The following is a 23,681-nucleotide window of genomic DNA, read 5'->3' on the forward strand; positions in this document are numbered from 1 at the left end:
GGGTTTTTAGATAAGAGATTAACGTCCGTTACCGGACAGATTAGAAAGGCAATACGAGGGGAAGTGAAGCCATTGAACGCATTGCAAAGTCGGCGTTTTATTATGCTGGGGCTTGCTCCGGCAGTTATTATCTATGCATTGTTTGTGTTTGTGCCTGTTGTGTGGTCTGCATATTACGGCTTTTTTAACTGGTCTGGCATTGGTGCATCGACATATATTGGCCTGAACAACTATGTGGAAATCTGGAATGACGCGATCTTTTGGCGGGCTTTGAAAAATAATGTCATTTTTGTGCTGGCTTCGGTGTTTGGTCAGATTCCATTAGCACTCATGTTGGCAGTTATGTTACACAAAAGCAACCCGCTCCAGCGCTTTCTGCGCTCGGCCGTATTTCTGCCGATGGTATTGTCAACCGTGGTCATCGGCATGATCTGGCAGTATATCTATCATCCACAGATCGGTATCTTGAATTTCCTGCTGGATGCACTAGGGCTGGAGAGCTGGAAGCTGCAATGGCTGTCCGATGCAAAGATCGCGATATTTTCTCTTGTGCCACCCTTGCTCTGGAGTTTTGTTGGACTGTATTTGATTATTTTCATCTCCGCTTTGCAGAACATCCCGGGTGAAATCCATGACGCAGCCAAAATAGATGGCGCATCTGGACTCCGCAAACTGGTTTCTATTTCTCTGCCGATGATTTGGGGCACGGTACAAGTTGCCATTATCTTATGTATTTCAGGTAGTCTGAAGTCCTTTGATCTGGTCTACATCATGACCAAAGGTGGACCAGCTCACGCAACGGAGTTGCTCGCTACGTATATGTATAACTCTACGTTTACAACGTACCGATATGGTTTTGGTAGTGCGATCTCTACAACGATTGTTCTGATTTCCTTGTTACTCATCGGAACAAGCCAGTGGGTGACCAGTCGGAAGCGTAAAGAAAACGGATAGAAAGGAGGCACGCTCATGCGAACAACACCTGTGACGATATCAACACCAAGAGGCCATGCAGGGCATTCCATTCGGCAGATTCGTAAAGGAATCTTTTGGACGCTGCTGACGGTCTATGGTATTTTAACATTGTATCCGTTTTATTGGCTTGTGATTAGTGCGTTCAAAACAAATGAGGATTTCTACAGCAGACCTTTTGGTCTACCGGCACACTGGAATGTGGCCAATTTTACAAATGCCTGGGAAAGCTCGAAGCTCGGAACGGCCTTTGGCAATTCACTAACCGTATCGATTGGCTCGCTGATCCTGACGCTGTTTATCGCGGCGCTGGCTTCATTCATTCTGGCACGATTCCAGTTTCGCTGGAAAGGGCTGATTATGACGTTTTTCGTTGTAGGCATGCTCATTCCTATTCATAGTACACTTGTTCCGTTGTTTATTTTGATGAAACAGATGTCCTTGCTCAATACGTATTGGGCTTTGATCTTGCCGTATACTGCGTTTGCCTTGCCAACGGCAATCTTTGTGTTGACAGCTTATCTGGTCAGCATTCCGCGCGATATTGAAGAGGCCGCTTTTATGGATGGAACCGGACTTTGGGGACTTTTTACCAGAATTATGCTTCCCATGTCGCTTCCTGCACTGTCTACGGTGACCATTTTGAGTTTTTTACATGCGTGGAACGACTTTTCCTTTGCCCTTGTATTTATTAATAAGACAGGATTGAAAACGTTACCGCTTGCCATTGCAAACTTTGCAGATGGATATCAGACCGATTATGGTCTAACGCTTGCTGCCATGACCCTATCGGTTATTCCTACGATCATTGTCTATTTAATCTTTCAGGAACAGGTGATGAAGGGTATGACAGCAGGTGCAGTCAAAGGGTAAGCGAGGGGCGCATCCAAAGGAGGAACAGAGTTGGTTCGCTGGCTTACATCATCACTGCAACGAAAACTATCCGTGGTTGTCACAGCTTCGATGATTGTGCCACTTGTAGCGCTTGGACTATTTGCTTTCCTGTTCGCCTCACGCATTACGGAGGAAAAAACGAAGCTGTCCGGGATGGACACGTTGAAACAAGTGGAAGCGAATCTTCGTTATATGCTCCAGGATGCGGAGAATTTATCGATTTTCCTCATTGGAGAACGGGATATTCAGCAATATCTAAGCCGCGACGAGGATCATGAAGCCGATCGCTTGGATATTGTGGGCCGAATGACCAATCTGGCCGCATCCAAAAAGTACATTGCGAACATTGCCATTTATCCTGGACGCTTTGATGCTGCGTTGTCCACGGCCACTTGGTATGAACCGGATGGAGGTAGTCTGTTTTCCCCATCTCTCCCTAGTGGAAACGCGGATAAAAGGTGGACGGGTGTATATCCCGTTCGCAATTATTCTGGAATTCAAAACGTCATTACGTTGATCAGGCCAATTCGCAGCATCCACAATTATCGTCCCATCGGCTGGCTTAGCATCAGTTTAAATGAAAATGCGATCTCTAAAGGATGGCCGGCGTTTGGACTGGGTAGAGGGGAAGGTAGCCTTGAACTGATTGGCAACACAGGAGAGGTTCTGTCCTCCATGGATAAATCCCGGCTTGGGCTACATGTATCTGATCTCGAACCGGGACTGATTACGCGCATTCAGAAGGGGCATAGTGGGACGACTACGTATGGTGAGGAAGAAAGAAAACGTACGGTCCTTTATTACCCTGAGGAACTGACGGGGTGGACGCTGGTTGGTATGGTTCCTTACGAGCAATACCGTTCAGAGAATAGTTACATTATCATTTTGACAGCAATTGCGGTTGCCTTGTCAGCGTTAATCAGCGGTGGCTTGGTCTGGTTCACGGTTCGCAGGGTTACGGGGCCGCTGATTGTATTAACCAGACATTTGTCTCGAGTTGACCCGAAGCGTCCCTTACCGTTATTTCGAGCAGAAAGTGATGACGAGATTGGCAAGCTTGGGGAAAGTTATAATCTGCTTGGTGCACATATTGAATCGCTTAAGGAAGAGATCATTCGTGGGGAAGCTCGCAAAAAAGAAGCAGATCTGCGTGTACTCCAGGCTCAGATTAATCCTCATTTTCTGTATAACACGCTCTCCTCCATTCATTGGATCGCGCTGATGTCCAAAGAAAACCGGATCGCGGATATGGTAGAGGGACTAAGTGATTTTCTACGAATCAGTTTGAATAAGGGACAGGATTACTGCCCGGTTGCCCAGGAGATTGCGCATATCCGTCATTATGTACGGGTACAGTCGATTCGTTTTCCGGATCAATTCGTGCTGCATTATATTGTTGATCCTGCATTGGAGCAACGAATGATGTTAAAGCTTCTGCTACAGCCACTGGTGGAGAATGCGATGATTCACGGGATTCAACAGGCAGGAAACCAAGGCACGATAACGATTATGATTCAGAAGGATTCCGCGGTTGAGCGCATGAACATTTTGGTACTGGACGACGGTGCGGGCATGGAACTGGAACAATTGGAGCAATTGCGGGCCAGTATTATCCCCGCGGATGAGAGTAACATGTTGCCGCAGGGTAGTCATTCCCAAGGGAAGCAACTGGGGCAGTCGTTGTCCGATGGAGGGTATGGTCTCCGTAATGTAAACGAAAGACTGTTTCTTCACTATGGGACGGATGCGTTACTTGAAATACACAGCAAAAAGGGTGGGGGCACCCGAATTTCGTTCTCCATTCCAATTCTGGAGGAATCGCCATGAGATTATTGATTGTGGACGACGAAGTCATCATTCGCACAGGGCTCGCGAGTGTGATCGCCTGGCATGAACTTGGCATTGTGATTCTTCCGCCAGCTGCTTCTGCCGAGGAGGCTTTAACTCGACTAGCGGAGGAACGCCCGCATATTTTGATGACCGATATTCGAATGAACGGCAAGTCGGGGCTGGAGCTAGCGGAAGAAGCACAGCATCTGCTTCCGGAGCTGGAGGTCATTATTTTATCGGGTTACGATGATTTCTCTTACGCCCAGCAAGCGATCCGTAATGGAGTCACAGACTATCTCTTGAAAACGAGCAAACCGGAAGAGATCATCAAAACGGTGCTGCAGGCCAAAGGAAGAATTACAGAACGATGGGCAGAGAAGTCCCGTGAGGGACAATTGTTACGTGAGAACCGGGAGAGGAAGTTTGCCAGATGGGTGATCGAAGGTCATACGAATTCGGGGAGTTGTCCATCCTTTCTCGCATTTGATGAGGAACATGCGCTCCCCGTTCAATCCATAGAGCAAGTTAGTGGCGACAAACGGCCTGTGAGCAGGCAAGTTGTTGTGATTGAGGCAGAGGGTTGGGGCCGCTCTTCCGATGCGCTGCTCCGGTTTGCAGTGCAGAATATGATTGAAGAAGTGCTCCCAGGAACGATTGCTCAGGTTGACAAACAATATATTGTCTGTGTTCTACCTGTGGCTTCCGAAAATGAAGTAAGCGTATACAGGATCAAGGAAGGCATAGATCGTATGGAGGCATGGTTGAAATGTTCACTTCGCGCTGTGCTTGGTGAACCTGTTAACCACTCTTCTGAATTGCACCGTAGTTATCAAACGGCGTTGTTAGCTTTACAGTACCGTGGACTGCTGCATACCAAAGTGTGGCGATATCAAGAGGTTAACGGCAGGCGAGGTGGCAAAACGGTGTTGACACATGAGGAGGAGACTACCCTCGGTACGTTGCTCATGGACAATGATCCAGTCACACTTACAACATGGATACGTGAACTGATTACGAGGTTGATTGCAGAACCTGATGTCACACCAGGATCATATGTAGCTTGTCTACATTCGGTAATCATTGCAGGACACCGCTGGCTAGCGCGAACACTTCAAGCGATTGGAAGGGAACAACCCTCCAGGCTTGAGCCATGGACCCCTGAAACCGACAAGAAACCGGCAGAGATCGGGGATGAATTGTTCCACCATTTATATGATGTGATGCAGGCATATCACAGTCGTATGGGACAAGGGCAGGCCGCACATGTGCAGAAAGCGATAGGTTATATTGAAAATGCACTGGCACAGGATATTAGCTTGCAGCAGGTGGCCGGACAGGTTCATTTGCATCCAGGACATCTTAGTGAATTGTTTAAAAAAGAAATGGGTGTAACCTTTGGTGACTTTGTTACAGATATGAGGATCAGGCGGGCAATGGATATGCTCGTTGTGTCTCCGGCAAAGGTCAGTGAAATCGCAGCAATTAGCGGTTATGAGGATGTGAAGTATTTCAGCAGACTGTTCAAAAAGCATACAGGCAAAACACCGAGTGAATACCGGGAGCAGGCACTTGCATTTAAATCTTCAGGCAGCTAGACGGGAGGAGCAGGAGTACAATGGTCAACGTTTGTCGTACAAGTCAGGATTTATCAGGACAGTGGAAGATACAACATTACGAGGTTGAAGAAAAGCGAGCAATGGATGTTGCCGCTGCAGCGCTGGATGACCGATTCTGGATCGGGGCAACTGTGCCTGGTGATGTTCATGGGGCACTTGCAGAGCGCGGCATTATAGATCCGATTTATTTTGGACATAACGATGTCAAGAGTCGCTGGATCGAGCAGAAGGAGTGGTGGTATCGCACCACCTTTAATTTGGACGCGGGTGCATCTTCCGAGGAACGTATTGAACTTGTGTTTGAAGGCTTGGACACGTTTGCAACGGTATATGTCAATGGACATGAGGTTGGAAAAACCGCTAATATGCTGATGTCTCATACATTGGATGTGACCCGTCTGGTGCGAAGCGGCTGGAATGCGATTGCGGTACGCTTTGACCCGCTTCATCTTCATCATCGTGAGAAGGAGACGTTTGACTGGTCTTCGTATACGAAAGAACGCCCGTGGCTGCGTAAAGCGGCTATGAATTTTGGCTGGGACTGGGGGCCGCGCATCGTTACGGTAGGGATCTGGGGAGCGGTCCGTCTGGAGCGAAGCAAGATTGCCAAACTGCAACATGTGTATGCCCGAACCAACGCCGTAAGCAAGGAACAGGCTCAAGTACAAGTCACTGCAGAGGTACAATCTGTTTTATCTTTGCGTAGCAAGCAAGAACGGACACAGCCAGTTGTGACCACTTGTGATATCCGTCTTCTGGATCAGCAAGGAGAGGTTGTAGCCAGCGCTATTTCTTTGCCTGTAAAACAGGGGAAAGCAGATGTAACGTTAGATGTGGCTCATCCCTGCTTATGGTGGACTCATGATCTGGGGGAACCCTATCTGTACACACTTGAAGTTACGCTGTATGCAGATGATATAGCAGTGGATCGGTACTGTCAGTCATATGGCATACGGACGATTGAGCTAGCTTTGCATAATGAGCAGGGAGAGAGACGGTTTGCTTTTATCCTGAATGGGGTCAAAATCTACGCCAAGGGAGCAAACTGGATACCTGCCGATCAGCTGATTGGAACGATTCCGAATTCACGTTACCGCGAGCTTGTGGAACTGTCTGTTGAAGCACATATGAACATGCTGCGTGTGTGGGCAGGCGGCATCTATGAGAAAGAAGTCTTTTACGACGAATGTGATCGGCAAGGGGTACTTGTCTGGCAGGATTTTGCCTTTGCCAACGCTTTATTTCCGGATTTCAATCGTGACTTCATGCAAAATGTACAGCAAGAGGTCGAGAATAACGTACTTCGTTTACGTAACCGGGCTTCGCTGGCGATCTGGTGTGGCAACAATGAAATCGACTGGCTGTATGACATGAAAACGGCTAGTGGTGATATCACAAGTCCGTTCTACGGCGAACAGATTTACCACGAACTGATTCCTGAGGCATTGGAGCGGCTTGATCCGTCCAGGCCGTACTGGCCTTCTTCACCTTATGGCGCAGATCATGGACAGGATGCGAATGACCCGGATACCGGAGATCGGCACAACTGGCAAGTGTGGCACGGTTCTGTATACCCGAGGAAACAGGGAGAAGTACCTGTGCTGGACTATAGCATTGAAGGAGTCACGTTCAAAAATTATAAAAAGGATCAAGCACTGTTCAGCAGTGAATTTGGCATGCATGCTTCAGCTAATCGGTATACGTTGGAGAAAAATATACCTGCCGGCCAGTTTTACTGGGGGAGTCCCGAAATGGCCTATCGTAATAAGGATACGAATCATCAGAAAGGTATTTTGCTGATGGAAGGGTACACGGGCATTCCACGAAATATAGAGGAATACATGGACTTCTCTATGTTGACTCAGGCAGAGGGTCTACGCTATGGCATTGAACATTTCAGGCGAATCAATGACCGTAACAGCGGTGCGCTGGTATGGCAGCTGAATGATAGCTGGCCGGGAACAAGCTGGTCGATGATCGATTATGAACTGCTGCCGAAGGCTTCCTTTTATTATGCCAAAACGTTCTTTCATCCTGTACTATTGTCGCTCGAGCATGAGCCAGGACATTCGCTTAACGTATGGGTAGTTAATGATACACAGGATGAAGTGGGAGGACAACTTCGACTGAATGTTTATGGTCTGACTGGAGAGCGACTGTACACTTCAGCATATGGAGTGAAGGTGCCCGCTCAGTCATCTATGCAGATCACAGCTTTAGAGGAAGCCGAAGTGCTTGGAACCAAACGGGCGGAAGAAGTGATGGTGGAATTGCAAGCCGAAGGGTTTGTTGCACCCATGAATCGTTACTTTTTGCGTGATCCCAAAGATGTGATGTTACCGCACTCACGGCTCAGCGTTCATGTAAACGAGGAAGAACAATCCGTAACCGTTAATGCGAGTGTCGCCATTGCACGTATGGTGAAGCTGGAGTTGCCGGTTGGCCGGGTTCGATTCAGTGATAACTATTTTGATCTATTGCCAGGAGAGAGCCGCACAGTAACGCTACAGCATCCAGAGATGCAAGCTTTACCACTTAAAGAGCTGCGAGTAAGTGCGATGAATGCAAGCGAGGCTTGATTTAACCCAGAAAAACCTCCATTGGCGTGGAGGTTTTTTAGATTGAACCGAAAAATATATCACGAAAAAAGAAATCCGCTGATGTTGTGTATTCATGGATTCGCAATCAGCGAAAGGATTCATACCGTTGCTGAAAAGAGGACTCCATGTGCACTTGGCGTGCCAGTTGTTGCTGTACTTTGGAGCCACGAATGACCTGCAGTTGCTGTAGCACATCGGAAGATGTGAATTTATTCTGTGCCATCTGCATAAGCAGTTCGGCAAGAACATCGGCATCCTCAAGCGCAGCATTCAAGCCAAATGCTCCTGTAGGTGTCATCGTATGAGCAGCATCGCCAATGAGTACGACATTATCCTCCGCCCACTTGGAGCTATAACTGCTCTCTACAGACAGTAGCACAAAGTCACTCCAGTCCTTAATATGCGCAGCGACAGAATCCGCAAGACAGGGGAAAGCTGCTACCAGCTTGCCTACAAAAGGAGCAAAGGGTTGTTCACGCAACTTAGCATATCCTCCTTCGGGAATGTTCCATCCAATCTGTACATAACCGTCGTATTGTGAAAATAACGCGAGTTGTTGCCCATCCATACTTGCCATACGAACGGCAGGTTCCCATCCTGGTGGGGCAGGAATACGAGCCCATAACAGATCGTAGCCGTGTTTGCGAATCTCGGGTGCAAGGCCGGCATGTTTGCGCACCGCCGAATATCTACCGTCAGCTCCAATAACGACAGATGCTCTAATGGAGGCAGGAACACCATTTTGACGCACGTTAATGCCAACAACATGACCATCTTTGTCCCGAAGCAACCCGGTCATGACTGTATTGAAGCGAACCTGATATAACGGGCTTAGCGCTTCAGTCTGGGCCGTAATCGCTTCGAGGAGATGATCTTGTGGTACGTGAACGCCAACATGATGCTCCCCTTTGCTTGGATCGGGGTTAATGGTATGGATGATGTTTCCTTCTTCCCAATATTGAATCTGCTCTAGATGCAACAAGCCCTGCTCTTGAATATGGGAATATAATCCGTGTTTGTTCAAAATAGCTTCGCCATCTGCATTCAGCAGTTCTCCACGGAATGATTTATGCAGATGAGGCTGTCGCTCAATGAGTAATGTAGAGATACCTTTCTGGTTAAGCAAATATGAAAGCAAGGCGCCTCCGGGCCCTGCCCCGACAATGCAGACATCCGTGTAGAGTGTATCGTTTGTCTGAGATTTCATCAATTTCATGTACATTATTCCCTTGCTATATAGTAGTGAAAATCTAGTAGTGGACGGAAGTTTACTTTATGATAACAGATTTATTTAAATTATTAAGTAACTAAAAGTAACCTATTGGATATACGTTATTATAAACAAAGTGTTCTTTATATACAATAGGCCAAATTCAATTTTTTTATCAACATAAAGGGACGCAACCATTTTGCTCACTAGGCACTCTTTTTTTTCACAACCAAATGTGTGTAAATATGTTACAATATAAGGCAGGTTACAATGAAAGGCAGGAGGAACGGATATGAGCCCGAATACGGAGCGAAACTCGCAATTGGCAAACGTTGATCAATTGTTGGAGGCCTTCTTCAGATATAAAAATAAAGTATTGGATCAACAGCAAAAGTCAGAAACGAACTGCAAGCTGAATCCAACAAAAAGCCATATATTGGGCATGATTTTACGTGAAAAACGCTGCATGGCAGTTGATGTTGCGCGTCAGCTTAGTCTGTCCTCTGGAGCTACGACGATTGTACTTAATCAACTTGAAAGCGAAAATTTGATTCAACGTGAACGCAGCGAGGAAGATCGCAGAATCGTCTGGCTGTCCTTAACGGATGAGGGAGAGCAATTAGCCAGAACGTTGAATGCTAATCGTGGCCGCATGACATGGGAGTTGTTACAAGCGCTTACGGAGGAAGAACAGCAATTAATGCTGGGCATGCTCAAAAAAATAGAAATGAAGCTGCTGGAAAATATGAAATCTTTCGAGCAGACCTATCGTTAATGCATATGACACCTGAAGACGTCAGTCCTCATGCATTCGTACCCGGTACCGGGTATGAATATGTGAAGACTGGCGTTTTGCGTGTTATAACAGAGCTATAGCTATAGATGAAAGCGAGATACATGATCGTTCAAGCCTTCCTGTATAAGAATATCTTTCTGCCGACTGCCCATTAAGTCAAAATGAGGGAAGGGCTGTCTTCGGTGAATATAACGCGGGTCTAACCCGTGTTCACGACACCATTGTTCCAGGCGATGAAGGTCTGCACAGCCCACTTTGGTGACACTGGTTATGCCGGGAAATCTGGAATCGATCCAGAAATGAGTGAGATAGGCGATTTCACCGCGAGCGACTTGTTCTTTCCAAGCTGCAAGTTCTTGCCGTTTAATCCCAAAAGCCATAGTTGAACGTTCCTTTCCGACTGAGTATGTCCTTAACATATTGTACATCTTATATATGAACTCAATCAAAATGTTTCGGCACGATGTGTATCAGCATGATTGAAGTGGGTAAATGAATATGAAAACTTTGTTATAAACATCAATGCTTTTGTTAAAATAAAGGCATCACGAACGATTCATGACTTATATAGCGGAAAGGGTTGTCATCATGGAACTATTCATTGCGGTACTTGCACTACTCGGACTGATCGGTCTATCTAACGTGTTGAACCGGTTTGTCCCTTTTATTCCCGTTCCGCTTATTCAGATTGCACTGGGAGTAGCTGTAGCCCTGCTACCAGCAGGTGTACATCTACCATTGAATCCGGAATTGTTTTTTGTGCTATTTATTGCGCCCTTATTGTATAACGATGGAAAAAGAACACCAAGGAACGAACTATGGAATCTGCGAGCGCCGATTCTTTTGCTTGCACTGGGACTGGTATTTGTTACGGTTGCTGTTGCCGGATATGCCATACACTGGCTGATTCCGACCATTCCACTTCCTGCCGCATTTGCGCTTGCGGCCATTCTTTCTCCGACAGATGCAGTTGCTGTAGGTGCCATGGCCGGACGTGTACATCTGCCCAAAAGTATACATAGACTTCTTGAAGGAGAAGCATTAATGAATGATGCTTCGGGCCTGGTTGCATTTAAATTTGCTATCGCAGCTACGGTTACGGGTGTTTTCTCACTCACTCAAGCCACATTCAGTTTCATTATCATTGCCGTAGGAGGTCTGCTTGCTGGTGCGCTCATGTCTTTTTTGTTTATTCGGCTCGGGGTATGGATTCGCAGACTGGGCATGGAAGATGTAACGATTCATATGTTGCTTCAGATTCTGACTCCATTCGTCATCTACCTCTTGAGTGAAGAGATCGGGGTCTCAGGCATTCTGGCCGTGGTTGCAGGCGGGATCATTCATGCGATTGAGCGTGACCGGGCAGAATCGGTTCAGATTAAGATGCAAGTGGTGTCTGCGAGCACTTGGTCTGTTATTTTATTTATATTGAATGGTCTGGTGTTTGTCATTCTCGGCGTGCAGGTTCCCGATGTGCTTAGTAAGATCTTTGTTAACGTATCATTCAATAACTTCGAGGTGCTGGGTTATGTACTGATCATCTCCGTTCTACTTGTGTTGTTACGTTTCTTGTGGATTTATCTGTTCTGGCAAGTCAATGAATGTCTACGTGCGAAGTCCGCTATTGGCAAACCACGCTTCAAGGAGATTACTATTCTCTCTCTATCGGGAGTAAGAGGTGCAGTGACACTGGCTGGAGCATTTTCGATTCCATTTGTGCTTCAGGACGGGTCGCCTTTTCCCGAACGTGATTTAATTATTTTTCTGGCGGCTGGTGTTATTTTGTTCTCTCTGATTGCGGCGAGCGCGTTGTTACCTGTGTTAGCCAAGGAAGAGGGGAAATCCTCCGATGAAAATACACCTCAGAAATCTGAACGCAGAGCACAGGACATTATGCTGAATGCCGCTATTCGAGCAGTCAAGTCTGAAATGAACGATGAAAATAAAGCTGCCGCACTGGCCGTTGTGTCTGACCTGTCCAAATATATTAAACAGGCGACAGGGCAGTTTACAGCAGATAATCGTAAAGCATTGCAGAAGCAGGAAACAGCGATCAATCTAATTGCTACCCGGGCTGAGCGCAAAGAGATTGAAGTGATGATGGATGAAAATGCCCTTGGGCCTGAAGCGGCTTTCAAATGTGATAACTGGCTGGATCGTAAGGAGATGATGCTCTCCAACCGGACGAACACTCAACTGCTGGCGTCGCTCAATGAGATTGGACGAATGCTGGGTCAACTGTTCACCAACCGTACCAGCAAACCAGATCAGCCCTTTATGCTTGAAAATGCCGAACTGTTCCGCAAGGTGAAGCTACGTACCTCTCAGGCAGCAATCAAAGCCATCCGGGCACATATGAATGACTCCAATCGTGTGGCGGCTCTCGCGGTTATTTCTAAATATGAACGGGTGATCGCAAAGTTACGTGCATGGAATCAGGATAAGACGACGGAAGATCCGTTTAATCAGGATAAACTGGAACTTCAGATGGTAGCTATTCAGGAGCAACGCAATACAATACAACAGCTGTATGAGAACGGAGAGATTACACGCGATGTTGCAGCCAGATTACGTCGTTATATCAATGATGTAGAGGCAACAGCTCTTAAAAACGATTAATGGATTATTCATGAGTTCGCATGAATCGGGCAATGCTAACGGAGAGTTTGACGTATGAAATTCAAAGTGAGGATATGACATGAACCTGAAAGCTACCCGATTCATCGCATTGTTCATACTGACTGGAACAATCCTTGGCAGTTCGACAAGTTGGGCGTATGCCAAGCCAGTGAAGAAGAACCGTCAGTATTATGAAGAACGGGGAGAGATCGTATGGGAAGTCCCCACGCAGGACAAACTGATCGCTCTGACTTTTGATGATGGACCAGACCCTGTTCAGACACCGCAGATTTTAGCTTTGCTCAAACAGTATCATGCGAAGGGAACTTTTTTTGTACTCGGCAAGTGGGCAGAGAAATTTCCTGACATCGTCATGCAGGAGCAACGTGAAGGACATGAGATCGCAAATCATACATTTGCACACACGTATGCGGTTCGTTCAACAACAGCGGATAAGTACTTGAAAGACATGCAAGAGGCAGAAGCTTCGATTGTAAATGCTGGTGCGGAGCGCCCACTGTTGTTCAGACCTCCTGGGGGGTATTATAACGATATGGTGATTCAGGCGGCGAAGCAGAAGGGCTATACGATCGTATTATGGTCTTGGCATCAGGATACTCGAGACTGGGCTCTACCTGGTGTATCAGCGATTACAAACAAAGTATTAAATAATGCTCGTAATGGAGACATCGTTTTGTTTCATGACAAAGTGGAAAGTAAATCCCATACGATTGATGCTCTTCGAATGATTTTGCCCAAACTGCAGGAACAGGGTTATCAATTTGTTACCGTATCTGAACTTCTTGCTGTGAAAGCTCGTGAAGCTGCCAAGGGCGGGGTGTCGTCCTCATTACCACGAAAGCATCCGTAGTGCAGGCGATTGAGAGCGATTGAAAGATTCATCTGTAAAATCAGCTGCACCTAGAATGCGTTGGAAAGTAAGATTTTTTAGTAAGTCTAAGCTAATCACAGCCGCAATCAAGCTGAACCAATAATGCTTTGCGGCTGTTTGTCGTGAATTTATTCATTGAACCTCGGTTTGGCGGGTATGCTGCAAATTGATTGGAAATAAGTTCTAGGCTTTTGTTTTACAATCGAAACGTCTACAATAGATAAAGTCTTTATATCAGACAGTATTATGTTAATAGAGAAGGTGAACAAGTTGAATGGACAAAAGAGAGCTGACATCAGACCTGGTTTAGAGGTCGATATCGTACTGAAACAGGATCAATCCAGTGGCAAACTCACGAGAGGAATCGTTAAGGATCTGTTAACCAAATCTCCTTCACATCCTCATGGAATCAAGGTGAGATTGACAAACGGTCAAGTGGGGCGAGTGAAACAAGTAATTTCTGCAGGAAATCATCCGCAATGAGTGTGAACGGGAGGCTGGATACAACCGAAAAAGTAATGACGCACCTGTCGGTTGGCAATCAACAGCAACAAGATGCTTACCGTGTGTTGCACGAGAGCGGACTACTTTTCATGCTTTCTACCCACGCTGCGTTCCCTGCGGGGACGGTACCGATTGACGTGCATCTTCCTGATAGTGATCTGGACATCCTGTGTTATTCAGAAGATCTGAACGCTTTCCAAGTTAAGATGGCTAGGCAACTAGAGAGCATTGCGGTGAACGGAAGGACAGAGTGGACGTTCGGAGATCATGCCTTAGGTCAGAACGTATATGTCACATGTAAACTGAGCTTGGGATTATGGCCTGTTGAAATATTTGCCCAAGCAACTCCTGTCGATCAGCAGAATGCCTACTTACATATGCAGGTCGAATGGAGTTTGTTGCAGTTATGGGGAGAGGCAGGGCAACGCGAGATCCGCAGACTTAAGCGAGCAGGGTGGAAAACAGAGCCTGCCTTCGCCCATGTACTAGGGTTAGAGGGTGATCCTTACATAGCAATGAGAGATCTAGCCAGTCTGCAGAAACCGGAGCTGTGGGACTTTGCCAATTCACGCGTCACATTTAAATGAGAAAGATAGCTACAATTGTAGTTACCGTTAATCCGTTGATAACCGGTTTCAGATTACGCCTCGCAAGTTCAAACGGGCTGACCCCGCAAATGGCGGCAGCCGGAATTAATGCCCACGGAATCAACGTTCCGCCGCCAACCCAGATTGCGGCTACCTGGCCCAGTGCGGTAAGTACCGGAGCCGAGTTTGTCGTACCTGCAAACATGGCAGCAATGGAACCTACGAGGGAAATTCCCGAAAAACCAGAGCCATCCAGACCGGTTACAGCTCCAGTGACGGTCATCGTAATCGCCCCGACGGTTCCATTCATTGGTACAATCCCCGCAAATGCAACGCCAAGATCATTGACGATCCCGTGTGACCCTTCAGGAAGTGGATTCATAAATAACTCCGTTATAGCAGCATCCCCGAGATAAAAGAATGCGGCAATCGGAATGACCGGACCAAATACTTTGAATCCGAACTGGAATCCTTCGATAAGATAATTAGTCGTTTCCTCTGATCCGTTATGGCGGTGTGCAGCAATGGAAACAGCAATCAGAATAACGACGGCGGTTCCCCCGATTAGTGCCGTTGCATCCCCGCCCTGAAGGTTCAGCACAAACATCAGTACGACATCCAGTGCGAATAACAACGGAATGAGTATAGCGAATATTTTTCTCAGACGAAGAGGCAATGTGGTAACTGGTGCAGACTCATTTGGTTCTGACTGTGACTTAGACGCCGGCTGCTGCCGTGGAGCAAACTCCTGTTCCTTCCATTTGGGGGGCTTCATTTCTTTGCGAAGCATCCAGAAGGCGGTAAGAGTAGATACTATGCCCATGATTATGACGAGAGGAACACTGGCAACCATCACTGACGTAACTGGAAGACCAGCTGCGTCCGCAGTAAGTTTGGGAGCTCCTTGGATAATGTAATCCCCTGACAAGGCAATGCCATGCCCAAACAGGTTCATTGCAATGGCGGCTCCAATCGGAGGTAAACCTACGCGAACCGCTACCGGCAAAAGTACTGCTCCAATCAAGGCTACTGCAGGAGATGGCCAGAAAAATAAAGATACGACCATCATGATAAGTCCAATGCCCCAGTATGCAGCTTGAGGCGTGCGAATAAATCGGGTGAGCGGTGTGACCATGATTTCATTAATACCTGTGCGGATCAGAACACGGCTCATCGCCACGATAATTGAGATGATAAAGATTGTACTTAACAATTCCTTCGTTGCGTAGATAAAACTGTTAAAAACCCCGGTGACGGAGCCATTTAATGTTTCAGTTGCCAGCAGTCCGATGGTCATAATGCCTGCGACACAGATAATGGTTGTATCTTTGCGCCGAACCATGACAGCGATAATCAGGACAATAAATGCCAGATACACATAATGCAACGGGACTAGTTGAATATTCATCATGATGACAGCCTCCTGCATCCCTGGTCATCGATCCTGGGAATGCTATATCCTATGCATGTCAGACCCGCATGTTCAAGGAGGTGGTGATTATCTAAGGATATGTCCTGCTTTTATAAATTGAACTATTCATTTACACAAAAACGGAGAGGACAGAAAAAACCTGGAAAAGCGGAGCGCTCGCCTTTATCACCGGATTTTCCCATTAATAAAAGGGAATCAAAAAATCTGGGGATAACAGCGATTGGAAGGTTATTCTGTCATTGGAGTGCCCCGGTGTAAACGTCTTTAGTTCAACTTATAGAGCAGGATTTTTTTTACATCCAGAGAATTATATGAGTGAAACGAGCAAACACACGACAGGCGACTATGACTATAGCAAGTCACGATAACACACATCCGTGGGTCACCGAACCTGATAGACAACGGCAAACTGAGGTGATTACAATATACATGCCATCTTCAGGTAGAAATTAGAAAAAATTCAGCCAGCCTGAATCAAAAGGACGTTAATGTATGAACTTGATCCGTTCATTACGCTTTAAATTTATTGTGGGACTTACGTTAATCATGCTACCGCTGTTTATGCTGTTGTACTATAACAATGTGTATGCCATGAAGGTCGTACGTGATAAGGTATCCCTCACCAATATGAATCATTTGGCCAAAAACGTGGAACAAAATGAGCGTGTATTACAGGAAACCAATCGATATTTATACAGCTTGGGTGAGCGTGACCCTGATATTATCTCGCTGTTTTTTCTTGAATACGGAAGCGGAGATTACATCATTGCCAAGCAGCGAATCATGAACAAGTTTATGACCGATATCGGTTTCTATAATCTTATCGATTCTTTTTATTTGTATGATGCGGTGAATGATGACCTGTTGCTGGCAACCGCGGGCAATTATGATATTAAAAAATCGGTGGTACAGCGCAATATGCCTGCACAGATGCGGCAGCTCGAAGGGGATATCCAAAGGCCGGAATGGAGCATCGTCCGCGGAGGATCATTTAATGCACTTGTGAAAACGGTACGTATCAATCAGCAGTTCTATGCTGGCGCACTGGTCGATATGAATGCGCTGAATGACACACAACAGTTTGCTGAATCAGGTGACAGAGGTGGAGCGGTGATCGTTACACCTGATGGCAGAGCATTATCTGATTCTACGTTAAATAAGGGGCAGATCAAGCTGGTCGGCGATCATTTGACCGATTTGGAGAGTCCGTATCAGGTCATCTCGGAGCCGGATAGTACTGCTCGTCAGTATTTAATGGTGGGCATTCCCTCAGCCATGTCGGATATGAATTATATCGTCTTGTTGCCGGAGGAAGATATGATGCGTAACCTGCCGTTTTTCCAACAGATCATCAGGCTACTTCCGATCGGGGCGGCCGTTATTTTGATCACAGCACTTTTCTTCCTAAGACAGCTTCTGTTCCGTCCAATGAATGCGCTTATTCGGGGAATGAGAAGGGTTAGCCGAGGGGAACTCGATGTAACGCTGGAGGCACCGTCTTCGTCTGAACTGGAGTTTGTGACACGTAGCTTCAATCAGATGATTCAGGAAATTCAACATTTGAAGATTGATGTATATGAAGAGCAACTGCGTACGCGAGAGGCGGAGTTCAAGCAATTGCAGATGCAGATTAATCCTCACTTTTATCTGAATTCCCTGAATATTATTCATAGCCTCGCTTCCTTGCAAAAACATGAACTGGTGCAACAGATGGCTGGTCATCTGGCTGATTATTTCAGATCCAGCTTAAGGGCTGGCAAACGAGTGATCACGCTAAACGAAGAGATGGAGCACATTCGACATTATCTTGAAATTCAGAAGTTAAGGTTCCCGAGCAAGCTGGATTTTGAACTGGATATCGATCCAGAGGTGGGACATGTTGTGCTTCCGCCGCTGACAATTCAGCCTTTTGTCGAAAATGCAATTATCCATGGTTTTCAACGCAGAATGCAGTCGTTTGTGATTCGGATTACCGCACGTCTGACGGAAACGTCCAGTAGTCAGGCCGAAGATGGTATGCTCCTGCTACAGATTGTGGACAACGGGGTCGGGTTCAAGCCCGTGCTACTAGAACAACTACAACGGGGAGAATATGCCAAAGATCCGGGGGGGCAACACATCGGGATATGGAATGTTGCACATCGGTTACTGGTGAAGTATGGTCCGGAGGCCGGGTTAACGTTTGAAAATAGGATAGACGGAGGCGCTGCAGTAAGCATTTATTTGCCTGCTCAGACCGAGGAGCAAGAAGGAGGAAATCATGCGGAACCTGTTGATCGTGGATGATGAAGTGTATGCCCTGCAAGCCATGCTGGAGGGAGTGGACTGGAATGCAGCCGGAATTGACCAGGTATTCGGTGCATGTGATGTGGAGGAAGCTCGGCAGGTCATCCGAACCCATGCTATCGACATTCTGATTTGCGACATCGAGATGCCCGGGGAAACCGGGCTCGACCTGCAGAGCTGGGTATTGAAGCATGACCCTGGCATTCTGACGATTTTTCTGACAGGTCATGCGCTCTTCGATTATGCCCAGACCGCCATCAAACTGAATAGTTTTGATTATCTGTTGAAACCTGCTCCCGCAGACCAACTGCTCAAAGTAGTTACAAGAGCATTGGAGAAGATTAGAGACGGAGAGCAACGCACACGAACGAACGAAGTTTACGAAACCGTATACAAACGCTGGAAAACCCATAAACCACTCCTGACGGAACGTTTCTGGAAGGACGCAGTATCTCAGCGAAGTGCACTTACTCCACAACGGCTGCAAAAACTTGCCGAACTGTACGGTGCAGAGATTGATCCCGAGGTGCGTGTACTGCCCATCGTGATCTCCGTTGAAGAGTGGGTACGTGAATTTAATCTGCGCGATGAAGAGGTACTGGAATATGCTCTACGCAATGCAGCGAGAGAAATATTACTCGGAGAGAAACCGGGTGAAGTGTTCCAGGATCACAGTGGCTTAAATATAGTGCTAGCCTATGAGCAAGATGATGTCATCCTTGCAGCTAGTGAAGCGGAGCAACGTTGTCAGCGTTACATTCAGGAGTGCGGTACATACTTCTACTGCCGGCTATCCTGTTATGTAGGTGCACCGGTAGCTGTAACCGAATTGCAAGGCATGTTGAATGAACTCATGGACATGGAGCGCCGCAACATTAAAGAGCTCGAAGAGGTTTTTGTGTATGATGAGCGGGATCGAGATCAGGAGGATCGGTTTTTGCCTATCCCGTGGTTCTCAGAGCTGTCTATCCTTTTTGAAACCGGCAAGGTAGAAGATTTGCGTGAACGGGTGGATGAAATTTTTGATTTACTTGCTGCCCAGGACGGGTTATCTCCAGAGATGTTACGGCTCTATTATCATGCGATGTTGCACGTTGTCTATCCGCTTCTGCACCAGAAAAATGTATCCATCCGCAGCTTGTACCCCGGAGAACGGGAGCCGGAAGAAACGGTGGTTACAAGGTCATTGCCGCAGTTAAAACAGTGGACACTTGATCTCATTGATCGCGTCATTCCAATATTGTACCCGGACGATCAGAATCCGATGTCGATTGTGGATCAGTTATGTATCTACATTGAAAACCATATTGGAGAAGAACTGATGCGGGAGGAACTGGCTGCTTTTGCCGGATTTAACCCGGCTTATCTGTCCCGGTTGTTCCGTAAAGAGAAGGGAATGTCCCTGTCCGAATTCATTCTTCAGCGCAGAGTGGCCATGGCGAAAACGTTGTTATCTCAATCCACCGTCAAGGTAACGGATATTGCGGGTAAGGTCGGATACTATAATTACTCTCATTTTACGAAAATGTTCAAAAAATGTACCGGCATTACACCACAGGAGTTTCGCAAACAATCCAGAACCATGTAATCAGGCGCAGCATGCTGCGCTTTTTGTTTGTTTTTTATGGCATCAAAGTCATAATTTGATAACTGAATAGGTCACCACAGCAGATAGAGGACTTGATCGCCCCGCCGTATACTTGAACCACAGGAGGCGCACGGAGCTTCATCCTGAGGAAGAATTCAAGAGGAGTGAGGGAGAACACGTTATGAAGACACAACCCCAAGCGGGTAAGGGCGTACGGATATCGGAGATACCGGAAGGCACGGTTCGAAAGCGCAAGTCCGTGTTGTACAATCTTGGCAAGTACAAGGTGCTTTACCTGATGTTTTTGCCAGGTATTCTGTTTCTGCTGGTAAACAATTATATGCCGATGTTCGGCGTTCTGATCGCATTCAAAAATGTAAACTACGCGGATGGAATCTGGGGAAGCCCGTGGAGCGGGTGGGACAATTTTAAATACCTGTTCTCGACCAGCGATGCATGGGAAATTACGCGAAACACCCTTGCATACAACACCGTGTTTATTGCACTCAATCTTACTGTCGGTGTAGGTCTCGCCATTTTGCTTAACGAAGTTAAAAACAAAGCGATGTCCAAACTGTATCAGTCGCTGATGTTGTTACCTTATTTTCTATCGATGATTGTGGTTAGTTATCTCGTTTTGGCTTTCCTCGGCAAGGACTCGGGATTCATGAACTCAACCATACTGCAAATGTTCGGAGGACAGCCAATTGACTGGTACTCGGAACCGAAGTATTGGCCGTACATCTTGCCGCTTGTGAATACGTGGAAAAATATCGGTTATTATGCCGTCATTTATCTGGCCGCTGTTGTGGGCATTGATGAAGAATATTATGAAGCGGCTGTGCTGGATGGTGCATCGAAGTGGCATCAGATTCGTTTTATCACCATTCCGTTTTTGATCCCGCTGATTGTCATTATGACATTGCTTCAGATTGGCCGGATCTTCTATGCAGACTTCAGCTTGTTCTATCAGGTTCCGCTGGAATCAGGTGCGTTGTTCCCTGTAACCAACGTTCTTGATACGTATGTATATCGGACATTCCTCATTGGTGGAGACATCGGGATGTCATCTGCGGCAGGTCTATATCAAGCGATTGTCGGATTTGTACTGGTGCTGGTGTCCAACACCATCGTCAGACGGATTGACAAAGATAATGCACTATTTTGAGAGGAGGCAAGTCAGTTGTGAAAACACGTGATCCATTAGCTGTATCCAAGCGTTCTGCTGCTGTTATTCATTTCATGTTTTTATTCTATGCCATTGCCTGTATCGTGCCGATCATACTGGTCTTCGCCATCTCTTTCTCGGACGAAACAACGGTTATTGCGAATGGCTACAAGCTTATACCGGAGCAATTCAGCCTCACGGCCTATGAATTCCTCTTTAAAGATATGGATCAGATCATTCACTCGTATGGAATTTCTATCATTGTAACGGTTGTTGGTACGATTACGAGTGTTGCGCTGACCGCATTATATGCTTATCCACTATCACGAAGAGATCTGCCATACCGAGGCTGGTTCGCCTTTTTCATCTTCTTCACGATGTTATTTAACGGTGGACTTGTTCCCTGGTATCTGGTTTACGTCAACGTGCTGGATTTGAAAAACTCGATTCTCGCTTTGATCTTGCCGTTGCTCTTATCACCGTTCTTTGTACTTGTCATGCGTACTTTCTTCGCGAACTCCATTCCCGTTTCGATTCTGGAATCAGCACGTATCGATGGAGCAGGTGAATTGAAAACGTTTTTGCGAATCGTACTGCCGCTTTCATTGCCGGTTATGGCAACCGTGGCGCTGTTCAGTACGCTGAACTATTGGAATGACTGGTATCTTAGTATGATTTTTATTTCGGATAACCGGACGATCAGCCTTCAGTACCTTATGTACCGGACGCTGCTCGATATTCAATATTTAACAACCAACTCTAACGTTTCTTCACAGATCTCATCGCAGGGCGGACTTCTCAATCTGCCAAACAAAACGTTGCAAATGGCGATGGCTGTCGTCGGTATCGGTCCAATCGTACTGGCGTACCCGTTCTTTCAGCGTTACTTCATCAAAGGTCTGACAGTAGGTGCTGTGAAAGGATAACTCCGGCCGGTTAGGGAGGGAGTATGGTCAATCGAAGATAGACGAAAGGGCATATACAGAAAGCTTGCCGTTTATGAGGAATTGGGGAAGAACGGTAAACGTGTGGAAGACAATGGTCCATTATATGAACAGGAGGGGTTCAATTGGTTCAATCGTTAAAAGTATGGTCACGTATGACGGCGGCGGCCATGGCACTGGCACTGGTGCTTGCAGGCTGTTCGTCAGACAAGGGAAACTCTGCAACACCTGGTGCTGAGGGCAGTACGCCGAACACAAACAATGAAAAGCCTTATGAGGTTTCCTTGTTCTATCCGGGCACACCTCAGAAAGATGTCGCTCTTGTGGAAGCGGAAATTAATAAAAAGATGGAGCCCAAGATCGGAGCAACGATCAAAATTAATGCTGTGGACTGGGGACAGTGGGATAACAAGCTGAACCTGATGATCTCATCAGGGGAAAAAGCAGACATTATCTTTACCGCTGCTTGGCAGAATTACACGGTAAACGTGGCGAAGGGCGCATTCTTGCCGCTGAATGAACTGCTTGATAAATACGGTCAGGATATCAAGAAAAATCTGGACCCTGCTTTCCTGGAAGGTTCCCAGGTAGATGGCGTGAACTATGGTGTACCAACGAACAAGGAGCTTGCTGCCACACGTGGCGTGCTGGTGCGCAAGGATCTGGCTGATAAATACAAACTGGACCTGACAGCAGTTAAAACATGGGCTGATCTGGAACCACTGCTCAAAACAATTAAAGAGAACGAACCGTCTGTTACTCCGTTCTACATGTCCAATACGAATGGTAATGGACTTTTGGAAAATCTGGATTGGGATTACCTCGGTGATGCATCTGTACCTGGCGTAATCTCTAAGACCGCAGGAGAGACTACCGTTTTGAACGAGGTGGAAACACCGGAATTCAAAGAAGCAGCCGAACTTGCACGTAAATGGTATCAAGCGGGTTACATCAACAGTGATGCAGCTACGTCCAATGTATTCCCGAAAGATCAGGCGAAAGCCGGTAAAGCCTTCATGTGGACGGATGGTATGAAGCCAGGTAAAGACAAGGAAGAGGAAGGTTATGTAGGTCATCCGCTCACGCAAATTGAGATGACCAGTCCAACGATTACAACTGGGGATGCCTCTGGTGCAATGCTTGCGATCTCCCGTTCTTCCGAACAACCGGAGAAAGCAATGCAAGTCATTAACTTGTTACACTCTGACAAAGAAATTAACAATTTGCTCAACTTCGGTATTGAAGGCAAACACTATGTAAAAGTAGAAGGTCAAGAGAACATCATTAAGTTGCCTGACGGCGTAGATGCAAACAGCCGTACCTACAATCCAGGTGCACAATGGCAACTGGGTAACCAGTTCCTGAACTATCTGTGGGATAACGAAGATCCACAGAAATGGGAAAAGTTCAAAGAGTTTAACGCAAAAGGTGTAAAATCTCCTGCCCTTGGTTTCACGTTTAACAGTCAGTCGGTTAAAAACGAAATTGCGGCTGTAAATAACGTCAACAAACAATTTAAGCCGGGAATGACTTCGGGTGCCGTTGATCCGAATGAAATGATTCCGAAGTATTTGGAAAAATTGAAAGCAGCAGGCATCGATAAGATTATCGCAGCCAAACAAGAGCAACTGGATGCATTTTTGGCTCAAAAATAATAAAAGAGCTGTCCTGAGAGATCGCATGATTCCATCATCCAATGCATCTCATCAGGCAGGACTCCAAAAAGGGATGTTATCGGTAAAA

The 23,681-nt window shown here is 46.6% G+C and carries 18 protein-coding genes; 15 read left to right on the plus strand and 3 right to left on the minus strand.

Annotated elements, in window-relative coordinates; genetic code table 11:
* Window positions 1-72: 72 nt before the first annotated feature.
* The 5 genes from BLQ13_RS24850 to BLQ13_RS24870 are packed head-to-tail and all read left to right on the plus strand — an operon-like array spanning window position 73 to window position 7,891.
* The gene (locus BLQ13_RS24850; protein WP_090924390.1) at window positions 73-954 is read left to right on the plus strand and encodes a carbohydrate ABC transporter permease; all 882 of its coding nucleotides are present in this window, start codon (window positions 73-75) and stop codon (window positions 952-954) included.
* Window positions 955-969: 15 nt separating this feature from the next.
* Entirely contained in the window at window positions 970-1,845 is an 876-nt protein-coding gene (locus tag BLQ13_RS24855) for a carbohydrate ABC transporter permease (protein WP_090924391.1), read from the plus strand.
* Between the two features lie 30 nt (window positions 1,846-1,875).
* A complete protein-coding gene (locus tag BLQ13_RS24860; protein WP_090924392.1) occupies window positions 1,876-3,693 on the plus strand; it encodes a sensor histidine kinase in 1,818 nt (605 codons plus the stop codon).
* Entirely contained in the window at window positions 3,690-5,291 is a 1,602-nt protein-coding gene (locus tag BLQ13_RS24865; RefSeq protein WP_090924393.1) for a helix-turn-helix domain-containing protein, read from the plus strand. Before BLQ13_RS24860 ends, BLQ13_RS24865 begins: the two co-directional genes overlap by 4 nt.
* 20 nt (window positions 5,292-5,311) lie before the next feature.
* On the plus strand, window positions 5,312-7,891 hold the full coding sequence (locus tag BLQ13_RS24870; RefSeq protein WP_090924394.1) for a beta-mannosidase: 2,580 nt from the start codon (window positions 5,312-5,314) through the stop codon (window positions 7,889-7,891).
* 106 nt (window positions 7,892-7,997) lie between these two features.
* Here the strand turns inward: BLQ13_RS24870 and BLQ13_RS24875 are convergent, their stop codons facing one another.
* Window positions 7,998-9,128: an FAD-dependent monooxygenase gene (locus BLQ13_RS24875; protein ID WP_244159455.1), complete on the minus strand. Its 1,131-nt coding sequence runs from the start codon at window positions 9,126-9,128 to the stop codon at window positions 7,998-8,000.
* Window positions 9,129-9,414: 286 nt separating this feature from the next.
* Between BLQ13_RS24875 and BLQ13_RS24880 the strand changes: the two genes are divergently transcribed.
* A complete protein-coding gene (locus tag BLQ13_RS24880) occupies window positions 9,415-9,897 on the plus strand; it encodes a MarR family winged helix-turn-helix transcriptional regulator (RefSeq protein WP_090924395.1) in 483 nt (160 codons plus the stop codon).
* Between the two features lie 101 nt (window positions 9,898-9,998).
* On the opposite strand, the gene BLQ13_RS24885 is transcribed toward BLQ13_RS24880, so the two are convergent.
* Window positions 9,999-10,298, minus strand: a complete 300-nt coding sequence (locus tag BLQ13_RS24885; protein WP_090924396.1) for a hypothetical protein — start codon at window positions 10,296-10,298, stop codon at window positions 9,999-10,001.
* A gap of 208 nt (window positions 10,299-10,506) precedes the next feature.
* Between BLQ13_RS24885 and BLQ13_RS24890 the strand changes: the two genes are divergently transcribed.
* From BLQ13_RS24890 to BLQ13_RS24905, 4 genes are all read left to right on the plus strand, one after another.
* A complete protein-coding gene (locus tag BLQ13_RS24890; RefSeq protein WP_090924397.1) occupies window positions 10,507-12,537 on the plus strand; it encodes a Na+/H+ antiporter in 2,031 nt (676 codons plus the stop codon).
* Window positions 12,538-12,616: 79 nt separating this feature from the next.
* Window positions 12,617-13,408, plus strand: coding sequence for a polysaccharide deacetylase family protein (locus BLQ13_RS24895; protein ID WP_090924398.1), 792 nt, complete (start codon window positions 12,617-12,619; stop codon window positions 13,406-13,408).
* Between the two features lie 291 nt (window positions 13,409-13,699).
* Window positions 13,700-13,912, plus strand: coding sequence for a YwbE family protein (locus BLQ13_RS24900; RefSeq protein ID WP_090924399.1), 213 nt, complete (start codon window positions 13,700-13,702; stop codon window positions 13,910-13,912).
* On the plus strand, window positions 13,909-14,520 hold the full coding sequence (locus tag BLQ13_RS24905; protein WP_090924400.1) for a DUF4269 domain-containing protein: 612 nt from the start codon (window positions 13,909-13,911) through the stop codon (window positions 14,518-14,520). The genes BLQ13_RS24900 and BLQ13_RS24905 overlap by 4 nt, the downstream gene beginning before the upstream one ends.
* On the opposite strand, the gene BLQ13_RS24910 is transcribed toward BLQ13_RS24905, so the two are convergent.
* On the minus strand, window positions 14,513-15,928 hold the full coding sequence (locus BLQ13_RS24910) for a hypothetical protein (protein WP_090924437.1): 1,416 nt from the start codon (window positions 15,926-15,928) through the stop codon (window positions 14,513-14,515). The two genes, BLQ13_RS24905 and BLQ13_RS24910, sit on opposite strands and share 8 nt — an antisense overlap.
* Before the next feature lie 516 nt (window positions 15,929-16,444).
* Here BLQ13_RS24910 and BLQ13_RS24915 point away from each other — a divergent pair.
* The 5 genes from BLQ13_RS24915 (at window position 16,445) to BLQ13_RS24935 (ending at window position 23,593) form a co-directional block, all read left to right on the plus strand.
* The gene (locus tag BLQ13_RS24915) at window positions 16,445-18,238 is read left to right on the plus strand and encodes a sensor histidine kinase (protein ID WP_090924401.1); all 1,794 of its coding nucleotides are present in this window, start codon (window positions 16,445-16,447) and stop codon (window positions 18,236-18,238) included.
* Window positions 18,213-19,826, plus strand: a complete 1,614-nt coding sequence (locus BLQ13_RS24920; protein ID WP_090924402.1) for a response regulator transcription factor — start codon at window positions 18,213-18,215, stop codon at window positions 19,824-19,826. Before BLQ13_RS24915 ends, BLQ13_RS24920 begins: the two co-directional genes overlap by 26 nt.
* Window positions 19,827-20,007: 181 nt before the next feature.
* Window positions 20,008-20,994 (plus strand): ABC transporter permease, encoded by a 987-nt coding sequence (locus BLQ13_RS24925; protein ID WP_186809556.1) that lies wholly within the window; start codon window positions 20,008-20,010, stop codon window positions 20,992-20,994.
* 17 nt (window positions 20,995-21,011) lie between these two features.
* Window positions 21,012-21,920: a carbohydrate ABC transporter permease gene (locus BLQ13_RS24930; protein WP_090924403.1), complete on the plus strand. Its 909-nt coding sequence runs from the start codon at window positions 21,012-21,014 to the stop codon at window positions 21,918-21,920.
* Window positions 21,921-22,063: 143 nt separating this feature from the next.
* The gene (locus BLQ13_RS24935; protein ID WP_090924404.1) at window positions 22,064-23,593 is read left to right on the plus strand and encodes an ABC transporter substrate-binding protein; all 1,530 of its coding nucleotides are present in this window, start codon (window positions 22,064-22,066) and stop codon (window positions 23,591-23,593) included.
* Window positions 23,594-23,681 lie beyond the last annotated feature (88 nt).

Source organism: Paenibacillus polysaccharolyticus, assembly GCF_900102085.1.
Taxonomy (GTDB): domain Bacteria; phylum Bacillota; class Bacilli; order Paenibacillales; family Paenibacillaceae; genus Paenibacillus; species Paenibacillus polysaccharolyticus.